This is a genomic window from Solilutibacter silvestris (genome assembly GCF_050574925.1).
Lineage (GTDB): Bacteria > Pseudomonadota > Gammaproteobacteria > Xanthomonadales > Xanthomonadaceae > Solilutibacter > Solilutibacter silvestris_A.
Genome location: NZ_JBCMOO010000005.1, coordinates 144,951 through 159,106 on the forward strand (window position 1 = coordinate 144,951; position 14,156 = coordinate 159,106).

Annotated in this window: 9 protein-coding genes; 5 read left to right on the forward strand and 4 right to left on the reverse strand. The window is 65.8% G+C overall.

All coding sequences use genetic code 11. The features are described from left to right. Positions 1 to 141: 141 nt before the first annotated feature. Positions 142 to 558, forward strand: coding sequence for a hypothetical protein (locus ABE093_RS10865; protein ID WP_430760912.1), 417 nt, complete (start codon positions 142 to 144; stop codon positions 556 to 558). Positions 559 to 703: 145 nt separating this feature from the next. After that, positions 704 to 3,031, forward strand: a complete 2,328-nt coding sequence (locus tag ABE093_RS10870; RefSeq protein ID WP_430760913.1) for a DPP IV N-terminal domain-containing protein — start codon at positions 704 to 706, stop codon at positions 3,029 to 3,031. A gap of 45 nt (positions 3,032 to 3,076) precedes the next feature. On the opposite strand, the gene ABE093_RS10875 is transcribed toward ABE093_RS10870, so the two are convergent. Beyond that, positions 3,077 to 3,766 (reverse strand): glutathione binding-like protein, encoded by a 690-nt coding sequence (locus tag ABE093_RS10875; protein ID WP_430760914.1) that lies wholly within the window; start codon positions 3,764 to 3,766, stop codon positions 3,077 to 3,079. Between the two features lie 65 nt (positions 3,767 to 3,831). Here ABE093_RS10875 and uvrD point away from each other — a divergent pair, with 65 nt between their 5' ends. The 3 genes from uvrD to ABE093_RS10890 all read left to right on the forward strand — a co-directional run bounded on the left by uvrD (position 3,832) and on the right by ABE093_RS10890 (position 9,988). Next, positions 3,832 to 6,006 carry a DNA helicase II gene (gene uvrD / locus ABE093_RS10880; RefSeq protein WP_430760915.1) on the forward strand — a complete coding sequence of 725 codons (2,175 nt, stop codon included), beginning with the start codon at positions 3,832 to 3,834 and terminating at the stop codon, positions 6,004 to 6,006. A gap of 311 nt (positions 6,007 to 6,317) precedes the next feature. After that, positions 6,318 to 9,077 (forward strand): DNA polymerase I, encoded by a 2,760-nt coding sequence (polA, locus tag ABE093_RS10885; RefSeq protein WP_430760916.1) that lies wholly within the window; start codon positions 6,318 to 6,320, stop codon positions 9,075 to 9,077. A gap of 341 nt (positions 9,078 to 9,418) precedes the next feature. After that, positions 9,419 to 9,988 (forward strand): DUF421 domain-containing protein, encoded by a 570-nt coding sequence (locus ABE093_RS10890; protein WP_430760917.1) that lies wholly within the window; start codon positions 9,419 to 9,421, stop codon positions 9,986 to 9,988. Between the two features lie 4 nt (positions 9,989 to 9,992). Here ABE093_RS10890 and hemF read toward each other — a convergent pair whose 3' ends face one another. Genes hemF through ABE093_RS10905 form a run of 3 tightly spaced genes read right to left on the reverse strand, consistent with a single transcriptional unit; the run spans position 9,993 to position 14,146 of the window. Then, entirely contained in the window at positions 9,993 to 10,934 is a 942-nt protein-coding gene (gene hemF, locus ABE093_RS10895) for an oxygen-dependent coproporphyrinogen oxidase (protein ID WP_430760918.1), read from the reverse strand. 7 nt (positions 10,935 to 10,941) lie between these two features. Continuing rightward, complete coding sequence (locus tag ABE093_RS10900) at positions 10,942 to 12,468, reverse strand: hypothetical protein (protein WP_430760919.1); 1,527 nt, start codon at positions 12,466 to 12,468, stop codon at positions 10,942 to 10,944. Positions 12,469 to 12,526: 58 nt separating this feature from the next. Continuing rightward, positions 12,527 to 14,146 (reverse strand): phosphoethanolamine transferase, encoded by a 1,620-nt coding sequence (locus ABE093_RS10905; protein ID WP_430760920.1) that lies wholly within the window; start codon positions 14,144 to 14,146, stop codon positions 12,527 to 12,529. Positions 14,147 to 14,156: the final 10 nt, after the last annotated feature.

The following is a 14,156-nucleotide window of genomic DNA, read 5'->3' on the forward strand; positions in this document are numbered from 1 at the left end:
CCGCCTTGAACCGGTCATGTTGCAGTGCGGGCCGACTGGCGTCACGGTTCAGGTCGCGGCATGGCGCAATCGTCACGGCGCAACGGTAAGATCGCATCGCCTCCGGGGGGAGGCGTTCAATCATTACTTTGGGGGAACACCATGAAGTTGAAAATTGCCCTGTTGGCGGGGTTGGCTGCGATCGCGTTTTCGGGAAATGTAGCAGCGCGTCATGCTCCGCTGACCAATCCGCCGCCGATCGCCATTCCGGTCAAGCTGAGCGACAAGGCGACCGTGAAGGAGGTCAAGCGGGCATTGCTGCAGCGCGGCTGGGAAATCGATTCCGAATCCCCGGGCGTCATCAACAGCACCCTGCATCTGCGCGACCATGTCGCCAAGATCAAGGTCGGTTACGGCGACGGCCAGGTCAAGCTCGCCTACGTCGACAGCACCAATCTCGACTACAAGAAGAACAGCAACGGGACCGAGGAAATCCACCCGAACTACCTGGGCTGGATGCAATTCCTCGCCAGCGACATCAAGGCCAACTTCAGCGTGGCGGCGATGTCCGGCGACTGAGCCTGTCGAACCGGCTGCAATCCAAAGCGGGCTCCGGCCCGCTTTTTTCATGGGCAATCCCGAACGGGATAGGTCATAAGTCATGTGTCGGCGCGGCGCGGCGACGGGTAGCATCGAAGGGATACCTCTGCTTCCCGGAACCCCGATGCGTGCCCACTCCCGCCTGGCCCTTCTGGCCGTCTGCCTGGTCGCCCCGATGACCCAGGCGCAAACTCCCGCGCAACTCTCCACTGCCGATTACGACCGCGCGGCGAAAACCCTCGGCGACCGCACCGGTCCGCTGGTGGACGGCATGGTGAATGTCGTCGGCTGGCTGGATGACGGCAGCGTGGTCTACCGCGAAAGCACGGCTGGCAAGACCCGCTTCCTGCGCCTGGATCCGGCCACCGGCAAATCCGTGGCGGCCTTCAATGCGCAGGCACTGGCCGATGCCATGAACCAGGCGCGCGCCGGCAAGGGCGCACCGGTGAAGGTGGACATGCTGCCGGTCTCGGGGATCAAGCGCGATGGCGCGACCATGGTGGTGGACGTGCGCGGCAGCAGCTATCGCTGCGATGACAAGGGCTGCACGGCGGCGGCCGCGGCGAAGTCCGGCGACGAGCCCGGCGACGAGCCCGGCGTGGCATCGCCCGACGGCAAGCGCGAAGCCTTCATCCGCAACTGGAACCTGTGGCTGCGCGACACCGCCACCGGCAAGGAAACCCAGCTGACCACCGACGGCAAGCCCGATTACGGTTACGCCACCGACAACGCCGGCTGGAAGCACACCGACGAAGCGGTCGTGGCGTGGTCGCCGGATTCGAAGAAGATCGCCACCTTCCAGCAGGACCAGCGCAAGACGCGGACGATGACCTTGGTGGATACCAATGTCGGCTCGCCCAAGGTGCAGCAGTGGAAGTATCCGTTCGCCGGCGACAAGGACGTGACGATGATCGAGCGTGTCATCGTCGATGTCTCGGGCGTCGCGCCCAAGACCGTGCGCCTGCAGATGCCAGCGGACCAGCATCGCTCGACCTGCGCCGATGACGTGGTTTGCGACGGTGGCTGGGAAGACGTGCAGTGGGCGAAGGACGGCGCGAGCCTGGCCTTCGTCAGTACCGATCGCGGCCACAAGTCGGCGACCCTGCGCGTGGCCGACGCCGCCACCGGCAAGGTGCGCGACGTCTACAAGGAAACCGTCGCCACCCAATACCAGAGCGCGCCGGCGCTGGCCTCGGTCAACTGGCGTTACCTGCCGGAAAGCAATGAGTTCATCTGGTTCAGCCAGAAATCCGATTGGGGCCATCTCTACCTGCATGACCTCGCCACCGGCAAGCTCAAGCGCCAGATCACCAGCGGCGACTGGAATGTCACCCAGATCGGCCACATCGATGCCGCCTCGCGCACCTTGTGGATCCGCGGCGTCGGTCGCGAAGCCGGTAACGATCCCTATTTCGTCCATTACTACAAGGTCGGCATGGATGGCGGCGATGTCACCCTGCTGACGCCGGAAAACGCCAACCACACGATCACGGCGTCGGCCGACGACAAGTATTTCGTCGACGTGTACTCGACCATTTCCACCGCGCCGGTCGCCGTGCTGCGTGATGGCAACGGCAAGCAGGTGAGCGAGCTCGCGCGCGCCGATCTCAGCCGCCTCAAGGCCGCGGGCTGGGTCGCGCCGGAATCCTTCACCGTGAAGGCGCGCGACGGCAAGACCGATCTCTACGGCCAGATGTTCAAGCCGTCGAATTTCGATGCGAGCAAGAAGTACCCGATCGTCACCTACATCTATCCGGGTCCGCAGGTCGGTTCGATCCGCACGCGCAGCTTCATGTCCGCGCAGGGCGACAACCAGGCGCTGGCCGAGCTCGGTTTCATCGTGATCGCGGTTGATGGCATGGGCACCCCGCTGCGCAGCAAGTCCTTCCAGGATGCGTGGTACGGCAACATGGCCGACAACACGCTGCCGGACCAGGTCGGTGCGCTGAAGCAGCTTGCTGCGAAGTATTCGTGGATCGATGCCACCCGCGCCGGCATCTGGGGCCATTCCGGCGGTGGCAATGCCACCGCGGCGGCGATGTTCCGCTACCCGGACGTGTACAAGGCGGGCTGGTCGGAAAGCGGCAACCACGACAACCTGACCTATGAAGACGACTGGGCCGAGCGCTACCACGGCCTGCTCGAGAAGAAGGCCGACGGCACTACCAATTACACCGGCCAGGACAACGCGGCATACGCGAAGAACCTCAAGGGCAAGCTGATGCTGGTCCACGGCCTGATGGACGACAACGTGCCGCCGCAGTCCACGCTGCAGGTGGTCGATGCGCTGATGAAGGCGAACAAGGACTTCGACCTGTTGCTGCTGCCGCACGCCCGCCACGGCTACGGCGTCGACAGCTACTACGTGATGCGTCGCCGCTGGGACTTCTTCGTGAAGAACCTGCTGGGCGCGGAACCGCCGAAGGAATACGACCTCAAGCCGGTGAAGTGATCACGGCGCGCGCGGCATCCGTTGCCGCGCGCGTGCGGTTTGCGCTCAGCGCTGTCCGAACAAGACCTTCTTCTCCTCGTCGCTCAGCGGCTTGCCGGCATCGGGATTGACCTTCGTGGTCAGCGCATAGGCGCGTTGCGTCGCCGGACGCGCGGCGATCGCCGCATGCCAGCGCTGCAGGTCCGGGAACGCCGACAGGTCAAGCGGCGCCTTCGTGTAGGGATTGATCCACGGATAGCAGGCCATGTCGGCGATGGTGTAGTCGTCGCCGGTGATGAAGGCGCGGCCACGCAGCTGCTTGTCGAGCACGCCGAGCAGGCGCAGCACTTCGTTGCGGTAGCGATCGCGGGCGTAATCGATCTGCTCCGGTGCGTAGACGTGGAAGTGTCCGTACTGGCCGGTCATCGGCCCGAGCCCGGCCATCTGCCACATCAGCCATTCGTTGACGTGGACCTTGCCGCGCGTGTCGCTGGCGAAGAAGCGGCCGGTCTTGTTGGCGAGATAGATCAGAATCGCCCCCGACTCGAACACGCTGATGGGTGTGCCGCCATCGGCGGGGGCGTGATCGACGATCGCCGGCATCTTGTTGTTGGGCGAGATGCGCAGGTAATCGGGCTCGAATTGCGCGCCCTTGCCGATATCGACCGGGACGATGCGGTATTCGAGGCCGGCCTCTTCGAGGAACAGGGTGATCTTGTGGCCGTTGGGCGTGGGCCAGTAGTGCAGGTCGATCATGGAGGCTCCGGGGGATTCTTCGGGTGATTCGGCCATGATGCAGGGCCAGCGCTTAAAATGTCGTCATGGATGTTTCCCATTTGCTCGACGGGCTGAATCCGGCCCAGCGCGAGGCCGTGACTGCGCCGCCCGGACACTATCTGGTGCTGGCCGGCGCGGGTTCCGGCAAGACCCGCGTGCTCACCCATCGCATCGCGTGGTTGAACGAAGTGCATGGCGTGCCTGCGTACGGCATCTTCGCGGTCACCTTCACCAACAAGGCGGCGGGCGAGATGCGCGCGCGCACCGAAGCGCAGTTGCGCAACGGCGCGCGCGGGATGTGGATCGGCACCTTCCACGGGCTTGCGCACCGGCTGCTGCGCCTGCACTGGCAGGACGCGAAATTGCCGGAAGGCTTCCAGATCCTCGACAGCGACGACCAGCTGCGGCTGGTGAAGCGGGTGGTGCAGCAACTGGAGCTGGACGAAGCGCGTTTCCCGCCCAAGCAGATCGCGTGGTGGATCAACGCGCAGAAGGACGAAGGTCGCCGCCCGCAGCATATCCAGCCCGATCGCGACGAATGGTCGCAGGTGATGCAGAAGAGCTACGCGCTCTACCAGGAGCGCTGCGACAACGCCGGCCTGGTCGATTTCGCCGAGATCCTGCTGCGCGCGCATGAACTGCTGCGCGACAACCCGGCGCTGCTCGCGCATTACCGCCAGCGTTTCCGCGAATTGCTGATCGACGAATTCCAGGACACCAACGCCATCCAGTACGGCTTCGTGCGCCTGCTGGCCGGTGAAACCGGCCATGTCTTCGTGGTCGGCGACGATGACCAGGCGATCTATGGCTGGCGCGGCGCGAAGGTCGAGAACGTGCAGCGGTTCCTGCAGGATTTCGCCGGCGCGCAGACCATCCGCCTCGAGCAGAACTACCGTTCGACCGCCAACATCCTCAGCGCCGCGAATGCGGTGATCGCCCACAATCCGGAACGCCTCGGCAAGCAGCTGTGGACCGACAGCGGCGAGGGCGAGCCGATCGATCTCTACGCGGCCTACAACGAGATCGATGAAGCGCGTTACGTGATCGAGCGCATCCGCGCCTGGGTGCGCGATGGCGGCAGTTACGGCGATACCGCGATCCTCTATCGCAGCAATGCGCAATCGCGTGCGTTCGAAGAAGCGTTGCTGGCCGAACAACTGCCGTACCGCGTCTACGGTGGCATGCGCTTCTTCGAGCGCGCCGAAATCAAGGATAGCCTGGCTTATCTGCGCCTGATCGCTTCGCGCGCGGACGACGCGGCTTTCGAACGCGCGGTCAACACGCCGGCGCGCGGCATCGGCGAACGCACGCTGGACGAAGTGCGGCGGATGGCGCGTGGCGCCGGCATGACGTTGTGGGACGCCGCGCGCGAGCTGGTGCATGCGGGCGATCTCGCGGCGCGAGCACGCAATGCGCTGGCGGCCTTCCTGCAGCTGATCGATCAATTGCAGGATGAAACCGCCGACCTGCCGCTGCAGGACAAGATCGACCACATGCTGGCGCGCAGCGGCCTGCGTGCGTATTACGAGAAGGAATCGCGCGGCAGTCTCGATTCGCGCACCGACAACCTCGACGAACTGGTCAGCGTGGCGTCGCGCTTCGTCCGCGGCGACGACGAGGAAACGGCGCAGCTGAGCGAACTGGTCGCCTTCCTCGCCTATGCCGCGCTCGAAGCGGGCGAGGGCCAGGCGCAGGCGGGCGACGACGGCGTGCAGCTGATGACGCTGCACAGCGCCAAGGGCCTGGAGTTCCCGCTGGTGTTCCTTGCCGGGATGGAAGAAGGACTGTTCCCGAACGCGCGTTCGTCGGAGGAAAGCGGACGGCTGGAGGAAGAACGCCGTCTCGCCTATGTCGGCATCACCCGCGCGCGCCAACAACTGGTGCTGACCTATGCCGAGGCGCGCCGCCTGCACGGCCAGGACATGTACGGGATTCCGTCGCGCTTCCTGCGCGAGATTCCGTCGTCGCTGGTCAACGAGGTGCGGCCGAAGGTCAAGGTGTCGCGCGCCTATGCCCCGACACCGCGCCGCGATTTCGGCCACGCCCCGATTGCGGCGCCGGGCATCGCGCTGGGTGCGCAGGTCCGCCACCCGACGTTCGGCAGCGGCACCGTCACCGACATCGAAGGCAACGGCGCGCATGCGCGCGTTCAGGTGAATTTCGACGATGCCGGCAGCAAGTGGTTGGTGCTGGCGTTCGCGAATCTTTCGCCGGCTTAAAAGCATCGCCCGGCTGTCCGCCTATGCGGTTATCCGTATGACCGACACGCCGTGAATACGTCCATGTAGGCTCGACTCGGCATCCATGCCTCGTATGGTCCGCCATACGAACGAACCGCATAGGCGCCGCCGGTGGGAGCTTTTCGCTCTTTCTCAGAACCCCCAACACGCGCGCGGCCGCGGGTGTGCCAGTCCGGAGCGCGGGCGTTGCGCGTCATGGATGACGCGCACGAGCCTACATGGACGTATTCACGGCGTCCCGCGCGCCGGAGCTGGTCACCCGCGAAGCCAGCGCGTGCGAAAATCCCCCCATGAGCAAACGCCTGGTCCTGATCGACGGTTCGTCCTATCTCTTCCGCGCCTTCCACGCGCTGCCGCCGCTGAGCAACGCCCAGGGCGAGCCGACCGGCGCGCTGTTCGGCGTGGTCAACATGCTGCGCGCGCACCTCAAGGACAAGCCGGACTACATCGCCTTCGTGATGGATGCGTCGGGGCCGACCTTCCGCGACGACCTCGATCCGCAGTACAAGGCCAATCGCCCGCCGATGCCCGATGACCTGCGTGCGCAGATCGAACCGCTGATGGCGATCGTGCAGGCGCTGGGCCTGCCGATCATCCGCGAATCGGGCGTCGAAGCCGACGATGTGATCGGCACCCTGGCATTGCAGGCGGCAAGGGATGGCGTCGAGGTCACGGTCTCGACCAGCGACAAGGACATGGCGCAGTTGGTGCGTCCGCACGTCGGGCTGGTCAACACCATGAGCGGCAGCAAGCTCGATTCCGACGAAGCGGTGGTCGCCAAGTTCGGCGTCACCCCGGCGCAGATCATCGATTACCTGTCGCTGATGGGCGATGCGGTCGACAACATTCCCGGCGTTCCCAAGTGCGGGCCGAAGACCGCGGCCAAATGGCTGGGCGAATACGGTTCGCTGGAAGGCGTGATCGCCAATGCCGACAAGGTCGGCGGCAAGATCGGCGAGTCGCTGCGTGCGACCTTGCCGCGCCTGCCGCTGAACTACCAGCTCGCAACCATTCGCACCGACGTGCCGCTGCACGAGGCGTATGGCGATCTCGCCCTGCGCGACCGCGACGTCGAGACCTTGCGCGCGCTCTATGCGCGCTACGGTTTCAACCAGGCGTTGAAGGAACTTGATGGTGCGAACGTCCCGGAGTCGTCCGGCGCGTCCATCCCCAAGGCCCCGACCGGATTGCGTGGCTTCGTGGCGGCACCGGTCGTCGCGGGAGACATCGATCCGCAGTTGTCGCGTCCCGGTGAATACGAGTGCGTGACCGACGCCAAACAGTTGCAGGCCTGGGTCGATGCGCTCAAGGCCACGTCGATGTTCGCCTTCGATACCGAAACCGACGGTCTCGACCCGATGCAGGCGCGCATGGTCGGCATCTCGCTGAGCACGCAGTCCGGCAAGGCCTGCTACATCCCGCTTGGCCATGACGCCGCCGATGTCGCGCAATTGCCACTCGATGCCGTGGTCGCCGCGCTGAAATCGGCATTCGCCGACCCGACCAAGCTCAAGGTCGCGCAGAACGGCAAGTTCGACCTCCACATCCTCCATCGCCATGGGCTGGACGTGTCGCCGCCGCTGGGCGACACCTTGCTGGAAAGCTTCGTGCTCGATTCCGGCCAGCGCCATGACATGGACACCCAGGCCAAGCGCCTGCTCGGGATGGAGACCATCCACTACGAGGACGTGACGGGGAAGGGCGCCAAGCAGATCTCCTTCAGCCAGGTCGCGCTCGATGTCGCGACCGACTACGCCGCCGAGGATGCCGACGTCACCCTGCGCCTGCACGAGGTGCTGGCGCCCAAGCTCGCCGCCGCACCCGGGCTCGAAAGCGTTTATCGCGACATCGAACTGCCGCTGGTGCCGGTGCTGGCGCGGGTCGAGCGCAATGGCGTCCTGATCGATGCCGCCGAACTGCGCGCGCAATCGGCGGAACTGTCGCGGCGGATGCTGGAAGCGCAGCAGCGCGCCACCGAACTCGCCGGGCGGGCGATCAACCTCGATTCGCCGAAACAGCTGGGTGCCCTGCTGTTCGATGAGCTCAAGCTGCCGGCGCTGGTGAAGACGCCGAGCGGGGCGCCATCGACCAACGAGGAGGCGCTGGAAGCGATCGCCGACCAGCACGAATTGCCGCGCGTCATCCTCAATTACCGCGGGTTCGCCAAGTTGCGCAGCACCTATACCGAGAAGCTGCCGGAGATGATCAATCCGCAGACCGGGCGCGTGCACACCAACTACAACCAGGCGGGCGCGGCCACCGGGCGCCTGTCGTCCAACGATCCCAACCTGCAGAACATCCCGATCCGCACCGAGGAAGGCCGGCGCATCCGCCAGGCCTTCGTCGCGCCCAAGGGCCGCTGCATCGTCGCCTGCGACTACTCGCAGATCGAGCTGCGCATCATGGCGCACCTGTCGGAGGATCCGGCGCTGCTGCGCGCCTTCGCCTCGGGCGAGGACATCCATCGCGCCACCGCCGCCGAGGTCTTCGGCAAGCCGCTGGCGGAGGTCAGCAGCAACGAGCGTCGCGCAGCCAAGGCGATCAATTTCGGCCTGATGTACGGCATGGGCGCCTTCGGGCTGGCCCGCCAGCTCGGGGTGCCGCGCGGCGAGGCGCAGGATTACATCGCGCTCTACTTCAGCCGCTACCCGGGCGTGCGCGACTACATGGAACGTACCCGTGCCCAGGCGCGCGAGCAGGGCTACGTCGAAACCGTGTTCGGGCGACGCCTCTATCTCCCCTACATCGACAGCCGCAACCAGGCGCAGCGGGCCGGGGCGGAACGCGCCGCGATCAATGCGCCGATGCAGGGCACCGCCGCCGACATCATCAAGCGCGCGATGGTGGCGATCGATTCGTGGCTGCAGCCGCAAAACGACAAGGCGCTGATGATCATGCAGGTGCACGACGAACTGGTGTTCGAGTGCGACGACGCCTTCGCGGCCACCCTGCGCGAGGAAGCGGGCCGGCACATGGCGGCGGCGGCCGACCTTCGCGTGCCGCTGGTGGTCGACAGCGGCGTGGGCGCGAACTGGGAACAGGCGCATTGAGTGCGTCATGCGAAAGTGAACGCCACCGAACCTTGCTTATAAACACGTGCTGAACCCAATCCGGATTTACGTTTTTTTACGGTTTGATTTACGACTCGTAGACAAGTTCGGTGTTTAACTACACGTGACAGATGCAACGTCTGTCTTGGATAACTCCCTCCCCTGGAGTGATTCCTGCTCAGGCACGCTCTCCCCAAGCGATGCCTGAAACCCGCCCCGCCGGTCCCCCTCCGGCGGGGTTTTTTATTGGGCGACGCGGTCCCCTCCTTGCCGGGGTTTCATTCCCGCCCCCCGGCGATGGCACACTCGGCGCAACCGATCCGACGCCGCGAGCCATCCGCATGAGCGACCTGTTCCACCTCTCCGCGCCCTGGTGGCACTTCCCGCTGCGCGCGCTGGTGATCTACCTGATGGTGATCGTGCTGGTGCGCGTGTCCGGCAAGCGCGCCGTCGGCCAGTTCACGCCCTTCGACCTGGTCCTGCTGATCCTGATCGGCAACGCGGTGCAGAACGGACTGAATGGAGGAGACAACTCGATCACCGGGGCCTTCCTGCTGGCGTCCTGCCTGATTGCGCTGAATTTCGCGGTCGCCTTTTTCACGTCGCGCAGCAGGGGCTTCGACCAACTGGTCGAGGGCGTCCCGGTGGTGCTGGCGCGCAATGGCCAGGTGTTCGATGACGTCCTGCGCCGCGAGCTGGTCAGCCACGACGATTACATCGAGGCGCTGCGCCTGAACAACGTTTCGAATCCGGACGATGTCGCGCTGGCGCTGCTCGAGACCAACGGCAGCATCAGCGTGATCCAGCGCCAGAACGGTGGCGATGCCAGGGCGGATTTCTATGACGGGCAGTTGCCGCCGCGTTCCCACCGACGTCGGCGCCGCCGTCCCGGCAGTCCCCAGAGCAATTGATGGCTCAGGTGAGTTCTTTCAGCCAGTCGCGCGGACGCAGGTAGTCGGCCAGGCGGGCCTCGGTGCTGCCGGCTTCCGGCACGTAGCCGTATTCCCAGCGCACCAGCGGCGGCAGGCTCATCAGGATCGATTCGGTGCGCCCGCCCGATTGCAGCCCGAAGTGGGTGCCGCGATCGAAGACCAGGTTGAATTCGACATAGCGGCCGCGTCGGTAGAGCTGGAACTGGCGCTCGCGTTCGCCATGCAGCGTGTCGCGACGGCGCTCGATGAGCGGCAGGTAGGCGTCGAGGAAGCCGTCGCCGACCGCCCGCATGTAGGCGTAGTCGCGTTCGAAATCGTCCTGGAGGTCGTCGAAGAACAGGCCGCCGACGCCGCGGGTCTCGCCGCGATGCTTGAGCAGGAAGTAGTCGTCGCACCAGCGCTTGTGGGCGTCGTAACGCGCCTCGCCGCCGAAGGGTTCGCACAGCGCGCGCGCGGTGCGATGCCAGTGCAGCACGTCTTCGTCGAAAGGGTAGAACGGGGTGAGGTCGAAACCGCCCCCGAACCACCAACCCACCGTCTCGCCGTCTTTTTCGGCGCGGAAATGGCGGACATTGGCGTGGGTGGTGGGGAGATAGGGGTTGCGCGGGTGGAAGACCAGCGACACCCCGCAGGCTCGCCATTGCGCGCCGACCAGTTCCGGTCGCGCCGCGGTCGCCGCGGGCGGCAGCTGCGTGCCCGATACGTCGGAGAAACCGATGCCGGCCTGCTCGAACACCGCGCCGTCGCGGAGGATGCGGGTGCGGCCGCCGCCGCCGAGCAGGGCGCCGCTGCCTTCGCGCGTCCATGCGTCCTCAACGAAGCGGGCGCCGCCATCGGCCTGTTCGATCGCCGCGCAGATGCGGTCCTGAAGCCCGGCCAGCCAGTCGCGGACGGTGTCGAAGGAGGAGGTCGGAAGCGCGGTCATCGTCGGATCAGTGTTTGCCTTTCTTCTTTTTCGGCGCGACGCGTGGCTTGTCCGTCGCATCCTGCGCCGCCTGTTCCATCGCCTGCGCGAATCCCATCATCGCCCAATTGGTGGTTTCCAGGACGTCGCAGGCGACATGGCGCGCGTCGGCCTTGCACAGCGTTTCGAGGTCGGCGCGGCCCTGCGGCAGGTTGCCCTGTATCGCCGCCTGCGCGAGATTCTCGCATCCTTCGCGGACGCCGGCGGCGCACACCTTGCGGTAATGGGGCAGGGCGCCTGTCCAGTTGCCGCCCAGCGCGCTGGTGTTGCCGAGCGTGTTGCAGCCCTGCAACTTGCCCTCGTCGCAGCAGGATTTCGCGGCTTCCGCGGAAAATGCCGGGCAATCCATCGCCAGCGGCACTTCGCGGAAGGTGCGCGCTGGCGTGCACTGTGCCGGTCCGCCCGCGGGCGCGAGCACGGCGTAGCGCGTCCATTCGTCGAGACCGGCAAGACGGCCGTCGGCGAGCACGGCGAACACGAAGTCGCCGCCCTTGTCGTGGCGGACATGGATGCGTCCGTCCACCAGTCGCGCGCGCATCGAACCCATGCCGCCCAGATCGACCAGGCCGGCATCGCCGAAGTTGAATTCGGAGAACATGCTGTTGTTCGCGGATGTATAGCCGCCGCAGGGAACGGCCTGGGCCAGGCGCAGCGTTGCATTCGACGCCGTCAACGACGACAGCGCATCGGCGTGCTTGCAGGCGTCGGCATCGTTGCCGTTCCGGCAGGCGATCGCCAGCGCATCGCGCGCGGCCAGCAGGCGACCGCCCGACCACAGCTCATCCGCGACCGCGTTGCAGGTGACGCGCTGGGGATGGTCGCGGCACAGCGCGGGCAGGCCGTCCAGTGCTGTGTCGTCAAGCGCGGATTTCGCCGCGAACACGGCACTGAACTGTTTCGACAATACCTGTGCCATCGCCTTGTCGGCTTCGGCCTTGCAGGCATTCGCATTGAATTGTGGCGATTCGTGCTTGCAGACCTCGGGTTCCGGTGGAATGGCGGGACGATTGCCGCTGCGGCGCAGGACATCGATATAGGCCTTGCAGGCGAACGGCAGGCCTTCGTTGCAGATCGCGCGCAGTTCTGCGGGATCGTCGCTGGCACTGACGCGTTCGCTGCAGGCCTGGACATCGTTGCTGCAGGCCTTGGCCGGACGCGGCGGCGCCGGGCGGCAGGCCTGGGCCTGGCGCAGGCGGTAGCCGTCGAGCATGGTGCCGTCGGGCTTCAGTTCGTTGCCGGCGACGGCGTAGGGAATCGCCACCCCGTTTTCGATGTCGAAGATCGCCAGCTTGGCGGTCCCGGCTTCGAGCAGGAGCGGATGCGGCATCTTGTCGCCGTAATCGAGGGTGCCTGTTGTCGCCGAATCGATGGTCAGGACCGGCGTGCCGTCATTGGCGGTGCTCGCATAGGTTCCGCATTGAACGGATTGCGCGTGCAGCGGTTGCATGGCGAACAGCGCGAACACTCCGAGTGACAGCAGTTTCCACTTCGACACGAATGGCCTCCCCTTGTGATTCAGGGGGCAAAGCTTGCCATGCAGGGTGACGCGAGGTCTATCGCGATTGCGCGCGGCAGGCGTGCAACGGATCGAGCTGCGGACGCTGGACGCTGCTGCGCACCTGCATCATCCCGAGCAGGAAGTCGAAGATGTTGTCGTGGCTCCACGGCTGGGCGGCCTGGCGCGTCACGCAGGCGGCATCGATGCCGTTGCGTTGGCGGAAGCCGTCGGACAGCCACAGCGTCATCGGGATGCGCGTCTGCACGTCGGGCGCGAAGGCATAGGGCGCGCCGTGCAGGTAGAGACCGTTTTCGCCCAGCGATTCGCCATGGTCGGAGACGAACAGCACCGCGCCGTCGATGGCGTGGTCGTCCCGGAGCGTGGCGATCACCGAGGCGATGATCGAATCGGTGTAGAGCACGCTGTTGTCGTAGGCGTTGCGGATCTGCTCCGGCGTGCAGGTCTGCAGCTGGTTACTGCGGCAGACCGGCTTGAATTGCTCGAATTCCGCCGGATAGCGCTGGTAATAGGCAGGGCCGTGGCTGCCCTTCACATGCAGCACGATCACGCGATCGCCATGGGTCTCGGCCAGCGTCTTCTTCAGGGCATCGACGAGGATGCCGTCGAAACAGTTGCGCGCGCCGCACCATTGCGGATCGGTCGAGTTCTGCAACTCGGTCTCGTGCACGCGCTTGGCGATGCCCTTGTCGCCGGTGTTGTTGTCGAACCAGGCGACATCGACGCCTGCGTGGGCCAGCACGTCCAGCGCGTTTTCGCGCGCCAGGGCCGCGCGTTCGCTGAAATCCTTGCGCCCAAGGTTGGAGAACATGCACGGCAACGAGACCGCGGTATCGGTGCCACAGGAACGCATGTCGGCGAAGTTCGTGACCGGCAGCCGCGCCAGTTGCGGCGTGGTCTGGCGCGCATAGCCGGACAGTCCCCAGCTGGCGGCGCGCACCGATTCGCCGGCGATGAACACCAGCACCTGTGGTTTCGCGCCTGCCGGTGCTGCAGCGCGCGTGGCGTCGCGGCCCAGCGGCTGCACCACGATCGGCGCCTGCGGGCGTGCATTGTCGACATAGGCGTAGAGGCCGCTGGCGATCGCCATCGGATTGATGACATGGCCGAGTTCGCGCTGGTTGCGCAGGCTGGATGCCACGCCGCGTCCGCCGATGCCGATCGCCACGGCGCTCGCGACGATCACGACCAGCGCCAGTTTCGCGCGCGACCACAACTCGCGCGGGAACGGCTGCCAGTCGATTCGCGTCCACAGCACCAGCAGCGCCGGCAACACGCCGGCCGCGCCGATCTTCCAGGCCATCCGCCACGACACCCATTCGCCGGCCTCGCGCGCGTTGGTCTCGAACACGCTGCGCAGGGTATGGCGATCGACCACGGCGCCGAAATCGTCCATGAAGAATGCGGCGGCGGCGGCGCACAGCAGCACGATCACCAGCCACGGCTTGATCGCCCACTTGAACGACAGCGGCAGCAGCAGGACGAGGATGGTCATCGCCAGCAGCACGCCCAGGCAGAGCAGGAACAGCCAGTGCGGCAGGCCGCCGGGATCGAGTCCCGCCAGCAGTTTCCACGCGCTGAAATTGGCGAACGCCAGCAGCCATGCCGTGCACAGCAGCAACACGGTGTTCGCGCGCATCAAGGGTCCGCGCATCATGGCGAGGTCG